Consider the following 14,754-nt stretch of genomic DNA (forward strand, 5'->3'; position numbering starts at 1 on the left):
CGTAATCGGCGATCGATTTTCGGTCGACCTCGTCACCGGCGGTCGGCGCCGATCGCGACGACGAGGTGCCGCCCGATTCCCCGGACGGCAGGTCTGACGGGCGCCTCTTCGTTGGCAATGCGGTTCCGGAGCACATAAATACGCCGCCTGCTTGAAATGAGCGCAGGCGGCGGGTTTCCAGCCCCGAGAGGGAAACGCAAAATCCCGGTGACGATTAGTCTAAGCAGATTAGGTTAAAGTTCATCCGATGCCGCGCTGGCGGCGCTGGAGGTCTGAAGACGGCCGGACCGATCTGCCGGTCGATCCGGATACGCAGGCGTGCGCGCGGCCGAAGGACCGCGTGCGCCGGGACAGGGAGCGTAGCGTGCCCCGTTCTTCTGTGAATTGAGCTGCGTCGCCGTATCAGCTCTCAGGAAACGGACACCACCCGCAGATTGTTGGTCGCTCCTGGTTGACCAAAGGGGGATACCGGCGACGGTCACCGACAAATCAGCCTTGTTCGGCTGCAAGCGTGATCACCCGTCAAACCGCTCCGACCCGTTGGTAGAAATCTTATGAAGCTTGCGCGATTGGCGGAAGAGAGCGGGAGTCGAACCCACCAAAGACAGGCTCGCTGCCTCACCCGGATTTGAAGTCCGGACGCCCCACCGGGGACGATTCTCTTCCATTATTCGGCTCGGACGAATGCACCAGCGGACCGAACAACTCCAGCCGATGCCGGTTGACCCGGCGCAGATCGTTGCGGTTGAGAGTGAGGCCGTGCCGGTCAAAGAAATTGAGGACCTGAATCGCAACCTTTCGTCCGTTCGTAACCCGATCGCGAAACTGCGCCGCGGTGAAGCGACCGTCCCTAGCGTCCGCGGACAGATCAGCTACGATCTGAACCATTTCGCCGACAGTTGCGCGTAGAAAAAAATGATCCATCGCGACTTCGTCAACGCGCCCCATTCGAGCAGCCAGTTTCAGAAGCTTTCGTATATTGCGTTCCGGTCGTTCGACGGCTGTCGCGATATCGCGAACTCGCGGCGGCCGAAAGCGGTTGTCGCCGCCGAGTATCGGTTCGATGATCGCCCATGATTCCTCATCCTCTGGCGACATGCGCGCGACGTGAGAGGCGAGCCGGACGAAAGCTCCATCCAGCACCAAACTGCCCGCGGCCGCTAGACGTGTTAGCGCTAGGCCGAACGGAAGTGGATCAAGGCGTAACTCTAGCAGTAGTCTCAGTTTCTCTCGGCCGATCCCCTGCAAGTCAGGGTTCTCTGCGTGAAAGGTCGCGAGTTTATCTGCGACATCGTGCTCGAACCGATCCCAATATTCAGGAGCGAGAACAAACCTTGCCGACGCGGTTTCCAAGACGGTAAGATCTAACTCGTCGATTAGGCGCCGCTCTTCGCTTTCTGGTCGCGCCCTGTCCCTCATGAAGTTCGAAATGTCCCAAACAAACGGCGGGTTCGTCAGTAGCGCCGATAATGCACGGGTATGGTCGGGCAAACCCAGTGCTGCACGTTGAGCTTGGCGTTCGGACGTTCGGCGATGCCGACTGGGCGCGCGCAGATCGATGAACCGACCGCCGCCGACGGTCCGTCTGGCGGACACGTCACGGATCACAAAGCGGTCGAGGATTGCGGCGGCGATGGGGCGATCGAGGACGAGTTGAACATCCGCTTGCATACCCGGCGCCAGCGGCTCGTCGCTGAGCAACGCTATATGGGCTCCTACCTCGGTCGAGGCGTGATGGAGTCTGACTGGAAGCCATTGCCTAATTGCTTTCGGCTCGCTCGGCAATAGACGCAGGCTGGCGTCGATTCGACACGTCGGCGCGTGCAGGTCCGCATCTACCACGACATCGCCGCGGCGAAGATTTTCCTTGGTGATTCCGTCGCCGACAAGGTTGAGCGCACAGCGGTCTCCAGCGCGTGCAGACTTTGCCGAACGATTCTGGACATGCATCGAACGTATTCGTGCGTAAAGTCCGGTCGGGCTCACCATGAAATGGTCGTCGATCAACGCGCATCCTGAAAGTACCGTTCCCGTAACGACCACGCCAACCCCGGTCAGCGTGAACGACCGGTCGATGGCCATGCGGAAGCGTCCTTCCGCCGAACGGCGAGGCATTTCATTTGATGCAGCCACCAGCCTCTGTCGCAATTCACCAACGCCTTGACCAGTGAGCGCAGATACTGGAACCAATTCAGCATTCTCGAGCGTCGTTCCTTTGAGCACGTCGCGGAGTTGCTGGGACACTTCAACAATCCGCTCGGGCGCCACGGTGTCAATCTTGGTAATAGCGACTATGCCGCGCCCTATTCCGAGCAGGTCGATAATTGCAAGGTGTTCGCGGGTTTGCGGCATCAGGCCGTCGTCGGCGGCAACAACCAAAAATGCGAAGTCGATGCTACTCGCACCGGCAAGCATGGTGTGGACCAGACTTTCATGACCGGGTACATCGACAAAGCCGAGAATATCTCCATTTTCGCTCGGCAGATACGCGAAGCCGAGGTCGATGGTGATCCCGCGCACCTTCTCTTCCTTCAATCGGTCTGTGTCGATTCCAGTCAGGGCTTTGACTAGAGTTGTCTTTCCGTGATCGACATGACCCGCCGTCCCTATAATCATGGCAGTCTCTCCCGGCGACCGCGGTTACGCCCCTTCAATGTCGAGCGTGGAAACGAGGAAAATGAAGCCGCTTTCGTCGTCCAGGCAGCGCAAATCCAGCAGCAATCCGTTGTCAACGACCCGACCGATCACTGGGACCCGCAATCCGCGGAGTGCCGCTGTCAGCTGATCCAGAGATGTGTTGTCGCGGCCGCGAATGACGAGACCAGCGCTCGGAATGACGTCGAGGGGCAAAGCGCCAGAGCCAACCTGGCTGTCACAATCGCATGTCTCGACGACATAGTTTGCATTCAGAACTCTCGCCAACACTGGCTGCAGCCGCTCGGCCTGAGCTTTGATGTCAGCGGGAGGTCGCGCAAGCCAACGTAAGGTCGGTAATCGTTCGGCCAGACGATCCGGGTCGCGATAGAGCTTCAGGGTTGCCTCGATGGCTGCCAGCCTGATCTTGTCAACGCGAAGCGCTCGCTTCATCGGGTTGCGATTTATTTTGGCGATCAGCGCCTCTTTCCCGACGATAAACCCAGCTTGCGGCCCGCCAAGCAGCTTGTCACCCGAGAAGGTAACGATGCCGGCGCCATCGGCGACGGCTTCGCGAACCGTGGGTTCTCGATTGAGACCGTAGCGGGCCAGATCCACGAGCGTGCCCGAACCGAGGTCATGCATAAGCGGGACGGCCGTGTCAGCTAGGACTGTGGCAAGCTCTCCGCCTGCGACTTCGGCGGTAAACCCCTGTATGCGGTAATTCCAGGTGTGCACCTTCAGCACGACGCCTGTGCGGTCGGTGATGGCTGCTAGATAATCCGTGGCGTGAGTTCGGTTAGTTGTGCCTACTTCGACCAACATCGCGCCTGCGCGCACCATGATGTCAGGCATCCGGAAAGCTCCGCCGATCTCGATTAATTCGCCGCGAGAGACGATGGCCTCACGGTCGAGCGCGAGCGTGTTCAGGCATAGCAGAACGGCAGCAGCGTTGTTGTTGACGACGGTCCCGTCCTCGGCCCCAGTCAAATCGCAAAGCAATTCTCGTACGTGATCGTCGCGTTCTCCACGCTTTCCTGTGTCGAGGTCGAACTCCAACGCCGTCGCGTCGCGCATCACCGAAATAGAAGCCTCGATTGCTGCTTGAGACAGAACCGCCCGGCCTAAGTTGGTGTGAAGGACGATGCCGGTCAGGTTGAAAAGGGGACGCAATGTCGATTGATCTCGGCGCTCAAGCAGTACGAACGCGTTCTGCACGATATCCTTTTCTGACCGTGCCGCTGGTCTTCCGCTCTTCATATCCTGGCGGACACTGTTAAGGACGGCCCGCAAGGCGTCCGTAGCCGCCTGCCGCCCGAAGCGCTCCCGAAGCTGGGAGGTCTCGGCGGCGGCCAACAAAGAGCCAACGGAAGGGAGATCCCTAAGTGTCCTCATTCGCCGCAGGGTGCTGAAAGAAGGATGGTATTTTTGTCGCAAACTCTTCGTGGTTGCAACGTCCTTTTTGGCGAGGCCTCAGGCCACTTGGGTTTTGCTCAAACAGAGATAGCGGCCAGGCGAGATATTTGAGGTCGCTTGCTAAAGTTCTGCGGGGCAATTGACCTTTACTCGATTGCTGACCTATAGTTGCAAAATGGCTTTGTCGGAGGCTCCCGCGTGTCGGGGCTTGTGGCGCATTATTGCCAGCGTTCTTATCGGTGCGTTTGTCCTGTCGCCGCCGAGAGTTTTCGCGATTGAGTTTTTTAATCCGAAGTCGGGGCCTGCTCCACCACTTGCGTTGACCGCAGCCGACGGTTCAAGCGTCATATTGAGACCCTTCGAATATAGCGTGACCGTCGTCCATTTCTTCGCAACGTGGTGCAAGCCGTGCCTCACGGAAATGCCGGCGCTTGAGCGTTTCGCAAAGCGAATCGATTCGTCGTCGGTCCGCATTTTGGCAGTTTCAGTAGCCGAACCCGCTCTTCGCGTGCGCCGATTTGTTCAATCTACTCCTTCGTCCATTCCGATCTTGCTCGACCGGGATGGTGCGGTCGCCAAATCTTGGCATGTGGCCAACCTTCCCTCGACCATTGTCCTGGGTCGAAGACTCGAGCAGCGGTTGGCGGCCGAACGAGAGGTTGATTGGGACGGAATCGAGACCACTCAATTTCTTGATGCGGCAAGTAGCACAGACGAGCGAAGCGGCGTCAAAGTTGGAGGCGAGGAAAAGAGATGACGTCAACGCTAAGCCGACGGACTTTGATGAAAGCGGCTGCGATGTGCGGAGCGCCGGCGATCGTTCCCACGTCCCTGCATGTCGATGAACTCTTTGTCCCCAGAACTCAACTATGGCGTCGATTTGAGGTCGTAACCCGCGTCGAATTGACCACCCCTGTGGGCAAGTCGCAAGCATGGATTCCTTTGCCATCCGTCAACGAGAGTGAATGGTTCCAATCGAACGGAAGTACGTGGCGAACTAACGGTCGTGCCAGCGTACACATTGATGCGATAAGCCAAGCGCAGATGCTCCACGTTCAATGGGACAAAAAGGAGGAATCTCCGGTCATCGAGGTGACGAGCGCGATCGCGGCCCGCGACCGAGTCATCGACCTTACGGCGCCGGGCACCGTGCAACCACTATCTATGGCCGAGCGGGAATACTGGCTGTCGGGAACCGACCTGATTCCGGTTGACGGGATCGTTCAAGAGACGTCGGTCCAAATCGTTGCAAATGCTCGATCGGACATCGAAAAGGCTCGAGCCATCTACGATTGGATCGTCGAAAATAGGTATCGGCGAGCCGAGACGCGCGGCTGCGGCACCGGGGATGTGGCCGCTATGCTGAAATCGGGCAATCTCGGCGGCAAATGTGCCGATCTCAATGCGCTCTTCGTGGGTCTCGCTCGCGCCGCCGAGATTCCGTCGCGGGATATCTACGGCCTACGCCTGGCGCCATCTCGCTTCGGCTATGTGAGCCTCGGTGCAAATTCCACGAACGTGACAAAAGCCCAGCATTGCAGGGCAGAAGTCTTCCTCGATCGCTTCGGATGGGTCCCCGTTGATCCTGCCGACGTTCGCAAGGTGATGCTGGAGGAGCCACCAGGTAATCGTCTCGCCGACGATCCAAAGGTCGCGACAGCGCGCCGGGCACTGTTTGGTTCTTGGGAGACCAACTGACTCGCCTGCAATTTCGCGCACGATCTTAGCTTGCCCGGATCGAAAGGACCGAAGATCGGCTTTCTCATGTACCCTCAGGCGGAAACTGATGATCTGAGATATGACAGCCTTGATCCAGAAAACTTTCGATATGTCATTCACGCCAAGGAAGCTTCGGCAATCTAGCAAGTAAACCGCGTCCGCTTTATCGAACGATTCCGCAAAGCTGGAGGTTACCATGAACATTCCACAAATCTCTCTGACCAGCCTTGCGCATGGTGGAGGTTGTGGCTGCAAGCTCGCACCATCCGTGCTGCGGCAACTAATGTCCAGTCAACCATCCACGCTCCCCTATAGCCAGTTGCTCGTAGGCACTGAAACAAGCGACGATGCCGCCGTCTGGTTGTTGGATGATCGTACATGCATTATCGCAACAACCGACTTCTTCATGCCCATGGTCGACGATCCATTCGATTTCGGGCGAATTGCTGCGACTAACGCAATCTCGGACGTATATGCCATGGGTGGTTCGCCGATCATGGCTTTGGCGATTCTCGGAATGCCGATTGATAAGCTGCCGCCCGAGTCCGTGCGCATGATTCTGGATGGTGGCCGGGCAGTTTGCGCAGAAGCCGGCATTCCAGTCGCAGGCGGCCATTCAATCGATTGTCCTGAGCCGGTTTACGGTCTGGCGGTTATCGGCACATGCCAGCGCCACAACTTAAGGCGGAACGCCGACGCCAAGGCGGGCGACACGATTATTCTGACTAAGCCTTTAGGTGTTGGCGTGTACTCGGCAGCTATAAAGAAGGGCATGCTTCCGATTGAGCGATATGCGGAGATGGTTTCGACCATGACCAAGCTCAATCGTGTTGGTGCAAAGCTTGGGACAGATGGGAGCGTTCACGCTATGACCGATGTTACAGGTTTCGGCTTGCTTGGCCATGCTCTCGAAATGGCACAAGCTGCTGATCTGAGCGTGAAGATCGATTGGAAGACCTTGCCCTTCCTGATTGATGCCGCAGATTTGGCGAGAAACGGCTTCATCACTGGTGCATCTAAGCGCAACTGGTCAAGCTACGGCGAACGCGTTTGGCTCCCGCCAAACTTTCAAGACTGGGAACGAGACCTGCTCACCGATCCGCAGACCTCCGGCGGACTATTGATCGCGTGCGCGTCCGACGAAGCAAGCCGGTTGGCGAGCTTTATTGCGGCCGAGGGATACCCGGCTGCTCGTATAGTAGGTCGCTTTGATCGCGGCCCCGCCGGCGTTTTCGTCGAGCAATGAAGGCTCTCAACTAGGCAGAATGGACTATATCTGCGGATCGCTCCTGTGCATCGGAGAGTTCCATCGTTTGCCGATCAAGCTAATCGAGAGCGTACAGGTGCCCCGCCCCGTGCGGCACCTTTGAGAATCGAGTCGTGCCTGCCAGAACGACGGGGATTGCCGTCGGGGCACGGTCTCTCAACTACGAGAACTCTTGCGGCCTACAGTTAGGCCGCAAGAGTATGCGCTTTCACTATCGAGGTTTGGGTATCCACTCGAGGCCCTTTGGATAGACCTGCATGTCAGCAGCAATCGCTGTCATGCATGCCCGATTGTGAAACTGCACATAGACCATCGTCTGGTCCACTGAGTGCATAACTCTTTCGGGCAGCGGTGCTCTGCCGGATAGTACAATCGATGCGAAGCCTCCCTTTTGAGCGGCCGACAGTACATTTCCGAAAGCATCGATGGTGCGGTCAGTCTCGATTTGGAGGATCCTGAGATCCCCCCTTAGGTTCTCGAGCAGTTCCTTGAAGTTTGCTCCGATGGGCCCATAGTTTATTGAGACGCCCGTTCCGGCACCAATGTTGGCGAAGCGGGTACTGGTCAAGCTCACTCTTTCTATCGGAGGATGAGCCTTCAGGATTCGTTCCAAGGCGGTGTCGTGCTCAGGGATCGCCTGGTTGTCGCGCTCGATTTCGATAAGCTTCCCGATCTGATCGTAAGCCCTGTCCATCTCCGCACGGGAGTCTCTGAGCTTTTGCAATGCCCTCTCAAGGATCGGCATCGCATCTTGGCCCTTGAGATCTGCGAGCACGCCCTGCTCAAGCCAGTGGTCGGCTTCCGTCTGGGCGCCCAGCATCCGGACATTGATCATCTCGGATTCATCGAACGCGGTTTCGTAGAACCTCAGCGTGACAGACCTGTCAACGTAGAGGCGGTGTCAGGCATAGGCGTGAGCAGACGCATCCCGTGTCCAGATGGCGAATAGAGCAATAATTGCAAATGCCAGATAAGCTCTTTTCACGTTTACCTCCATTCGGTTGACCCATTGAAGTCCTTTGTAACCTGTAGCGATCTTAGAAACTTGATCACGGCAGTCTTTTCGTTGTCCGGTAACGTCAGAAACGCTTGTTTCACCTCCTTCGCCTCGCCAGAGTGGTGTATGATGGCTTCTGACAATGTCGTCAGATCACCGCGATGCCCGTAGGGCGCCGACGTACCCGCATCCCAGAGTTTCGAGGTAAGAAACTGGTTGGTCGGGACGAAATCTTGCCGAAGTGTTTCGTTGCAGAAGAAGGGTTCATCGTCATCGCATATGACGTGACGCTTGAGGTCTGTATATGCGGCAACGAACGGTGCTCCAGTCGCGTCTTTGAACAGTGCACTGTCGTCGGAAAATGGAAGCGGGATCGCGATTTGGCCACCAACATCGGTCGGGACAACGGCTCCCGGCCTGTTGTAAGGATTGGGCTCAAAAAACCAGAGCGATCGGAGTGGAAGTCTCGGGATGTGACAGCTTCCGCAGCCGATTTCACCGAAGCGAATTTCTCCAAGAGTTACCGCCTCGACATCTGCCACCGTTGTCGGTTTCACGCGGCTGGGCGCGGGCAATGTCGCCTGGAAGGCGGATAGCGCGCTGACTTGCCCAACCGAAAACTCGTCAGCCACGCCGTCGCCGTCGAAGTCAGTTGTTCCAGTTCTTGGCCATCCGAACCGTTCGACTACCTGAATGCCATGATGCTGGTTCAATGCAAAAATAGTAAACTCGCGTAATGAGACAGCGACGCCCTTCGTGCCAAACGGCTTAACGACCAGATCCGCATCCACGCCACGAACACCTTTCGTGTCAATTGTTCCATCTGGATGAGCTACGAGGTATCCGAAGTTCACGCCCTTTGTTTGCAGGTCGGCTCGAGCATCTTCTTTCGCAGTTGAAGCCTTAACTCGAGCTTGCGCTCGTAGATCGTGCAAATCCGCAGTCATCTCCTGCGCAAGCATCTCGATCGCGCCAGATCCAAACATGCCGATCGTATTTCGTTCATTGGTAATCGTAGCTGCCACACTCTCAGTAGGCGGGTCAGTGAAATGGGCGCCTACGAAAACGTTGGCTACAAAATCCCCGGTACCTCCGATGAACGGTTGGTTGTGGCATCCTGCGCAAGAATTGGCGTCTGGCCCGGCGATACGCTGAAATAGCTTGGTCGGTGGCCGGCGTATCGTCGGCTTAGAATCTCCCGTTCCCGTCGGCCGGCCCGCTCCGTCCAAGACATTGAATCGCGTCATAAATAGCTGACGTCCGTCGGCGAGAAATTCTTTTAGGGACTGTTTGCCCCTCAAAACTCGTTCGTGATTAGGAAATACGTCGATCGCAGGGGGGTCCCACAGGACGGAGCCCGCACTCGAAGCCGCAGGTAACGCCAAAACCGCGCAAGCGGCAAAGACAGCTCCGCGATGACGGGCCAACGAATACCGCTCCGAGAAGGCCTTCCTGAACATCGGTCGACCCCTAGCTTCTGCCAATGAACTATGCTCCGACGTCACGGAACCGTCAATCAGAGATTGCAGTAGCGCGGGGCTTGCAACGCAGCCGGCTAACCCTCACTGTTCGCCTGTTTACACGGCTCACGAACCCGCAGCGGCGGTTCGGGGACCAGAAGCTTTACGACGGCATCGAACTCCTGCTGAGTCGCCATGATTTCGTAGACGAGGTGGGCATCGGCCTGGCACCCTGAAACGAGGCGGTCTGGCGGCGATGGAGGCCTGAAGACGGGCCGGAGCGATCCGCCGGTCGATCCGGATAAGCAAGGCGTTCGCGCGGCCGAAGGACCGCGTGCGCCGGGGCAGGCGGCGTAGCGGGCCCGTTCTTCTATGAATTGAGCTGCGTCGCCGTGTCAGCACTCAGGAAACGGACACCACCCGCAGATTGTTGGTCGTTCCTGGTTGACCAAAGGGAATACCAGCGACGGTCACCGACAAATTCCCGCTTTGCGCGAATCCTTCGTCGACTGCGAGCGTGACCGCCCGTTCGACCGTTTCCTCATAGCTCTGCACATCGGTCGAATTGAGCCAACTCGCGGAGCTTTAGCGTGGTGACCGATCCTTATGAATTCTTGAGACGATTGTTCGCGACCGCGGCGGGGGCGGCCGATCCATCGATAAGCCTGGGCCGACATTTGCCGCGGTCGACGCGAGGACGCACCGTCATCGTGGACGCGGGCAAAGCCGCTGCGGCGATGGCTCATGCCGTCGAGCAGGAGTGGCCAGGCGAAATCTCGGGAGCGGTGGTCACCCGCTACGGGCATCGGGCGCCGACCAAACGTATCGAGGTCGTCGAGGCGGCTAGGGCCGCCGCGGAGTTCGCCGAGCGCGCGGGGGTGCGAGCCTGTATACTCGGAGATGCGATCGAGGACGAGGCGCGCGAGGTCGCTCGTGTCATGGCACCGATCGCGAAAAGCGTTGCGACCCACTCTGCACCGCTTTCTCCACCCTGCGTTCTCCTCTCGGGAGGCGAGACGAGCGTGACCGTGTGCGGTTCCGGCTACGGTGGGCGCAACGTCGAATTCCTTCCCAGCCTGGGATGCGAACTTGCTGGTCACCCGCGCATCCATGCGCTTGCGTGCGACACAGATGGCGTGGACGGAGTTGACGAGATCGCAGGAGCCATTCTGAAGCCGGACACGCCGGTCCGAGGGGCCTCTCTTGGCCTTCACCTTCGGGACAGTCTCGACCGGAACGACGGGCACACCTTCTTTCAGGCCCTCGGAGACGCGGTGGTGACCGGTCCCACCTTGACCAATGTGAACGATTTCCGGGCGATCCTGGTCATCTGACAGAGCGGCCGCCGCCCAGCGATGTGACGTTACCGCGCTTCTGTCGCCTGAACTTCCGCGCTCGCCTGCAGCTATGCGCACGTCGCGCAGCCGGGACGCTTCGGGACCATCGCCCAGATGGGGCTCTCCGGACGAACAGGAGTCACGTAGATCTGCTGATCCAGCAGCGCCGTGCCGAGGGCGTCGGCACGGTGCCGAAGGAAATAGGCCGCCGTTAGCAGCCCGGCCCAGAACGAGACGAACGCCACCGTCGGAATGGGGGCGTCGGTGGGATCGTCATCGGGGTGCAGGCACTCGGCGCAACCGTCGGTCCCGGGCACGTGGAATGATGCCATGGCGGACCAGTGCGTCGTTGCGCCGACGCCGAGCCATGCGGGCCAGGTGCGCTGCACGAGCCACCGCGAGGGGATGTCGTCCACGCCCACCAGCACGACCCCGCTCAGGCCGACCGAGTGGGCGGTCTCGGGACCAAATCGCTCCGGGATGGGCATGATCGCCAGGCCAGTTCCCGCACACATCTCTTCGAGGTCTTTGGCCTTTTGCGCACCGTCGTGGGATCGCAGCAGCAGCATGTACCGATTGAGGTTGGTCAGGTCGGCGAAGTCGGGCTCGATCACGCGGGCATGGCCAGAGACGTCCGGCAGCCGCGTCAAGGCGAAAAGCGCCGATTGGGTAATCGCGCCTCCGCTCACGCAATCGAACTCGTCGAGCGCGCTCACCATCGGCGTATCGGCCGGCGCCAGCGCGAACGTGGTGTCGGTCGAGGGCGCGAAGGTCTCCATCATCATCGCGGGGTTGCGGGCGTGGCCCACGAGCTTCCGCATCGCGATCTTGAAGGCCTCGGTCGCGGCCATCGCCGCTGCGGCCATGGCGCCCAGCGGCCATCGGCCTGCACGCCACCGAGTCGCCTTTGCCGGCGGGGCGAGCATGCCGCTCCAATCGTCCGCGTTGATGCTGATCATCGCGCCGCCGTGCAGCGACGTCCCGCTATCGCCGAGCGTGACGATGAGATCGACCGGGGAGGCCGGCATTGCGCTGGAGAACGTGATGCCCGGCAGCATGTCGCTACCAACGGCGAGCAAGCCGGTGATCACCGGGCCGGCCGGCACAGGGGGTTGCGCGCCAGCGAGTGGAATATCGGGTGCGATCAGATGCACGCGATGCCCCGAACGCGCCATCAGCAGCGCCAGCGTCACGAAAGCGGTCTGCGCCGAGTGCGAAGCCAGGTTCGAGGAGTCGGCGACGATCGCCACCTCCGTCTCGGTCAACGCAGCGAGCAGCGCGTCGTCGGGCGTGGACGCGTCGAGTTCGTCGCGCATCAGCAGCATCGTGCGGTCGAGGGCCTGTCGCAGGGTCATGTCAGCACCAGTCGTGAAGCAATGGGGACTTCCTTCCAGCGCCCGCCCGGCTGGATCTCGGTCAGGTAGGCGTCGTTGAAGCCAATCGGCCCGAGCCCGAAGTTCGGGATGACCAATGACAGGAATCCAGGGGTGTGGATGATCGGGTATTCGTCATCCGTGCGCGAATGAAAGGCCTCGCCGGGGTGCGTGTGCACCTGGACGCGGATGCCCATCTCGGTGGCACCGAGTTCCAGCCAGAACTCGTTCAGCCAGGCGTCGTCGAGCACGAAGCCGCCGAAATGCCCGGCATGCTTCGGATGCACGACCTTGGCGATGATGTCCGGCTGCGACCAGGGGCTGAGCCAGAGCACCTGGCATTCCTCCCGGCCGCAGCCGCAGCCGCGGAAGTGCCGGAAGGTCGCTTCCAGCACGCCGCGATCGAGGCGATAGGGCGCGCTCATGAGCCGCCCTTCACGGCGCCAGGGCGCAGCAGCAACTGGTCGTTCGGCTCGACGCCCGCCTGCTTCAGCGTCTGCCCGTCGGCCAGTTCCGCACCGCCCTTGTAGAGCGAGAGCGTGTGGGGATTGGCGGCGCCGAACGTACGGATTGCCTCGTCGAGCAGATGCTTGACGGCCTCCTCGGGACGAACCTCGAAAGTCTTGAAGACGCCGTTGTAGAGCACCTTCACGGTGAATTTGCGCGGGTGCTCCATCTCCTCGATCGCCTTCTCGACCTCGGCCTCGGCCTTCGCCACGTCGCTGGCGGCCTCGCGGCTCTTTTCGAGGGCCTGCTCGAGGTCGCGTTCAGCGCGGTGCAGGTGTTCGACGGGGTCGCCCTCGCCGTGCTGGTTGTCCAAACGACCGCTCTCCGGCGTGCTGCCGTCGGCGCGCTCGATATCGTGCGTCATGTCACTTCTCCTCGTTCCCATAATAGGAACGGTGTCTGTGTAGCTCGATTCGTGGGGGCGTGCAACGTCATCGGTCCCATTTTGGGAACCATTTTTCTTGCGCTTTGGCAGCGGTTATGGGATAGCAATGAGGATTGCGGGGAAATCCAGGCTGATTCGGGCGTCGTCGGCGTGCAACGACGAGACGGCCGGAGCCTATCGGGCCTTTCATGCTGAGCTTGAAGCGGCGGCGTGGCGGTCTCCCGAGGACGTCCTTGCCGCCTACCCTGATGCCACACGCGAGACGCGGAGCCTGGTCGTTCCCCTTGACGGGCAACATTGCGTCGTCGTCGCGATCAAATACGAAACGGGAATCGCCCTGATCGACTACGCGGGGCCTCGCGCGCGTCGTGCGGGTGAATCATGACACGGAAGTCTTCATGAACGTCACACCAATTCGCTCGGAAGCTCACTACGAAGCCGCGCTCGATCGGATGAATGTTCTGATTGGCAAGCACGATCAGCGCTCGCTCGACGAGCTCGAGGTACTCCAGACGCTAGTGGAGAAATGGGATCGTGAGAACAACAACGTCATGACTCTGCCCACCCCGGTGGAGGCGATTCGCTTCCGCATGAAGCAGGGCAACTTGAAACCTCGCGATCTCGAACCGTACATCGGGCACAAATCCAAGGTGTCGGAAGTTCTCAGCGGCCGTCGTCCTCTGTCGATCGACATGATCCGGGCGCTTCATCGTCACCTCGAGATTCCTCTCGCCTCTTTGGTCGGACCAGACGAGGACGATCGAAACGAGCCGCGGCTTACCAAATCGGCGATGAAAATGCTCGCGAGTTTCGGAGTGTTGAGGCAGAAGGAGCATTATTCCGCCTTTCTCGGGAGGGCGTTTGCCGGCACCGCCTTGCCCGCAATGCTGCGGAAGACACGCACAGAGCGGACCAATGCGAGGACCGATGTGAACGCGCTGGAGGCCTGGTGCGCTGCCGTCCTCGTAAGGGCTTCTTCCTTCAAGCCTCCAAGGAAGCGGCATGCAATTTCGCCCGAGTTCGGCCGCGAGCTTGCTCGTCTAAGCACCAAACCAAATGGTCCGACGCTCGTGAGGGATGCTCTTGCGCAGGTCGGCGTGGCATTCGTGGTCCTGGAGCACCTTCCCGGAACATTCCTTGATGGCGCGGCACTGTGTCGTACCGATTTGACGCCCGTAATTGCGATGACCGTCCGCCACAAACGACTGGACAATTTCTGGTTCACTTTGTTGCACGAGTACGCGCATGTCTGTCGCCATCTGACGGGCGAGACCAAGATCATCCTGGACGATCTCGATGTCAAAAGCGCGGATTCGATCGAGAGGGAAGCTGATGAATTTGCGCAATCGGCGCTTATTCCAACGAAGATTGCGCAAAAGCTGGAATCGAACGAACTGAGCCCGGAGGACGTCATCCGGATCGCGGCTGAGGCCGAGGTTCATCCGGCAGTCGTTGCCGGCCGTTGGCAGCGTGAACACAACGACTATCGGCGTTTCGCAAAGATGCTTGGCCGCGGAGAGGTGAGTGCGCAGTTGCTTGCAAGCGACTGACGCGATGAGGGGCCGCTTCCGTCGATGGCGCCCGTCTTGCCGCCGACGCGAAAGCCCTGCCGGGTCTTGCGACTCGGCAGGGCGTAGCAGTGACGGGAGCCTGGATGGC

Annotated in this window: 12 protein-coding genes, 1 tRNA gene and 1 pseudogene; 5 read left to right on the top strand and 9 right to left on the bottom strand. The window is 59.6% G+C overall.

Annotation, left to right across the window (positions count from 1 at the left end; all coding sequences use genetic code 11):
- Nucleotides 1–570: 570 nt before the first annotated feature.
- The 3 genes from PMN64_RS36960 to selA all read right to left on the bottom strand — a co-directional run bounded on the left by PMN64_RS36960 (nt 571) and on the right by selA (nt 4,029).
- Nucleotides 571–666, bottom strand: a tRNA-Sec gene (locus PMN64_RS36960).
- On the bottom strand, nt 619–2,616 hold the full coding sequence (gene selB / locus PMN64_RS36965; protein WP_411784320.1) for a selenocysteine-specific translation elongation factor: 1,998 nt from the start codon (nt 2,614–2,616) through the stop codon (nt 619–621). The genes PMN64_RS36960 and selB overlap by 48 nt, the downstream gene beginning before the upstream one ends.
- A 24-nt stretch (nt 2,617–2,640) precedes the next feature.
- Nucleotides 2,641–4,029, bottom strand: coding sequence for an L-seryl-tRNA(Sec) selenium transferase (gene selA, locus PMN64_RS36970; protein WP_411784310.1), 1,389 nt, complete (start codon nt 4,027–4,029; stop codon nt 2,641–2,643).
- A 229-nt stretch (nt 4,030–4,258) separates the two neighbouring features.
- Here selA and PMN64_RS36975 point away from each other — a divergent pair, with 229 nt between their 5' ends.
- From PMN64_RS36975 to selD, 3 genes and pseudogenes are all read left to right on the top strand, one after another.
- Nucleotides 4,259–4,807, top strand: a complete 549-nt coding sequence (locus tag PMN64_RS36975) for a TlpA disulfide reductase family protein (protein WP_411784311.1) — start codon at nt 4,259–4,261, stop codon at nt 4,805–4,807.
- A pseudogene (locus PMN64_RS36980) lies at nt 4,804–5,913 on the top strand (transglutaminase-like domain-containing protein). The gene PMN64_RS36975 and the pseudogene PMN64_RS36980 overlap by 4 nt, the downstream one beginning before the upstream one ends.
- Nucleotides 5,914–5,965: 52 nt before the next feature.
- Complete coding sequence (gene selD / locus PMN64_RS36985; protein WP_411784312.1) at nt 5,966–7,015, top strand: selenide, water dikinase SelD; 1,050 nt, start codon at nt 5,966–5,968, stop codon at nt 7,013–7,015.
- Nucleotides 7,016–7,247: 232 nt separating this feature from the next.
- Here selD and PMN64_RS36990 read toward each other — a convergent pair whose 3' ends face one another.
- From PMN64_RS36990 to PMN64_RS37000, 3 genes are all read right to left on the bottom strand, one after another.
- The gene (locus PMN64_RS36990; protein WP_411784313.1) at nt 7,248–7,871 is read right to left on the bottom strand and encodes a hypothetical protein; all 624 of its coding nucleotides are present in this window, start codon (nt 7,869–7,871) and stop codon (nt 7,248–7,250) included.
- A gap of 152 nt (nt 7,872–8,023) precedes the next feature.
- Entirely contained in the window at nt 8,024–9,493 is a 1,470-nt protein-coding gene (locus PMN64_RS36995; protein ID WP_411784314.1) for a di-heme oxidoredictase family protein, read from the bottom strand.
- Between the two features lie 402 nt (nt 9,494–9,895).
- Nucleotides 9,896–10,048, bottom strand: a complete 153-nt coding sequence (locus tag PMN64_RS37000) for a pyruvate kinase alpha/beta domain-containing protein (protein ID WP_411784315.1) — start codon at nt 10,046–10,048, stop codon at nt 9,896–9,898.
- 38 nt (nt 10,049–10,086) lie between these two features.
- Here PMN64_RS37000 and PMN64_RS37005 point away from each other — a divergent pair, with 38 nt between their 5' ends.
- Complete coding sequence (locus PMN64_RS37005) at nt 10,087–10,827, top strand: MOFRL family protein (protein ID WP_411784321.1); 741 nt, start codon at nt 10,087–10,089, stop codon at nt 10,825–10,827.
- 71 nt (nt 10,828–10,898) lie between these two features.
- On the opposite strand, the gene PMN64_RS37010 is transcribed toward PMN64_RS37005, so the two are convergent.
- The 3 genes from PMN64_RS37010 to PMN64_RS37020 are packed head-to-tail and all read right to left on the bottom strand — an operon-like array spanning nt 10,899 to nt 13,074.
- The gene (locus tag PMN64_RS37010) at nt 10,899–12,185 is read right to left on the bottom strand and encodes a hypothetical protein (protein ID WP_411784316.1); all 1,287 of its coding nucleotides are present in this window, start codon (nt 12,183–12,185) and stop codon (nt 10,899–10,901) included.
- A complete protein-coding gene (locus tag PMN64_RS37015; protein ID WP_411784317.1) occupies nt 12,182–12,628 on the bottom strand; it encodes a hypothetical protein in 447 nt (148 codons plus the stop codon). Before PMN64_RS37015 ends, PMN64_RS37010 begins: the two co-directional genes overlap by 4 nt.
- The gene (locus tag PMN64_RS37020) at nt 12,625–13,074 is read right to left on the bottom strand and encodes a hypothetical protein (RefSeq protein ID WP_411784318.1); all 450 of its coding nucleotides are present in this window, start codon (nt 13,072–13,074) and stop codon (nt 12,625–12,627) included. Before PMN64_RS37020 ends, PMN64_RS37015 begins: the two co-directional genes overlap by 4 nt.
- A 419-nt stretch (nt 13,075–13,493) precedes the next feature.
- Between PMN64_RS37020 and PMN64_RS37025 the strand changes: the two genes are divergently transcribed.
- Entirely contained in the window at nt 13,494–14,645 is a 1,152-nt protein-coding gene (locus PMN64_RS37025; protein WP_411784319.1) for an ImmA/IrrE family metallo-endopeptidase, read from the top strand.
- The last annotated feature ends 109 nt before the right edge of the window (nt 14,646–14,754 follow it).

The sequence above is a fragment of the Bradyrhizobium sp. UFLA01-814 genome (assembly GCF_046718885.1).
GTDB lineage: Bacteria > Pseudomonadota > Alphaproteobacteria > Rhizobiales > Xanthobacteraceae > Bradyrhizobium > Bradyrhizobium elkanii.

Coding starts and splice junctions, on each gene's coding strand:
- selB (WP_411784320.1), bottom strand. CDS start 2,616: ATGATTATAGGGACGGCGGGTCATGTCGATCACGGAAAGACAACTCTA.
- selA (WP_411784310.1), bottom strand. CDS start 4,029: ATGAGGACACTTAGGGATCTCCCTTCCGTTGGCTCTTTGTTGGCCGCC.
- selD (WP_411784312.1), top strand. CDS start 5,966: ATGAACATTCCACAAATCTCTCTGACCAGCCTTGCGCATGGTGGAGGT.
- PMN64_RS36990 (WP_411784313.1), bottom strand. CDS start 7,871: ATGATCAATGTCCGGATGCTGGGCGCCCAGACGGAAGCCGACCACTGG.
- PMN64_RS36995 (WP_411784314.1), bottom strand. CDS start 9,493: ATGTTCAGGAAGGCCTTCTCGGAGCGGTATTCGTTGGCCCGTCATCGC.
- PMN64_RS37010 (WP_411784316.1), bottom strand. CDS start 12,185: ATGACCCTGCGACAGGCCCTCGACCGCACGATGCTGCTGATGCGCGAC.
- PMN64_RS37015 (WP_411784317.1), bottom strand. CDS start 12,628: ATGAGCGCGCCCTATCGCCTCGATCGCGGCGTGCTGGAAGCGACCTTC.
- PMN64_RS37020 (WP_411784318.1), bottom strand. CDS start 13,074: ATGACGCACGATATCGAGCGCGCCGACGGCAGCACGCCGGAGAGCGGT.
- PMN64_RS37025 (WP_411784319.1), top strand. CDS start 13,494: ATGAACGTCACACCAATTCGCTCGGAAGCTCACTACGAAGCCGCGCTC.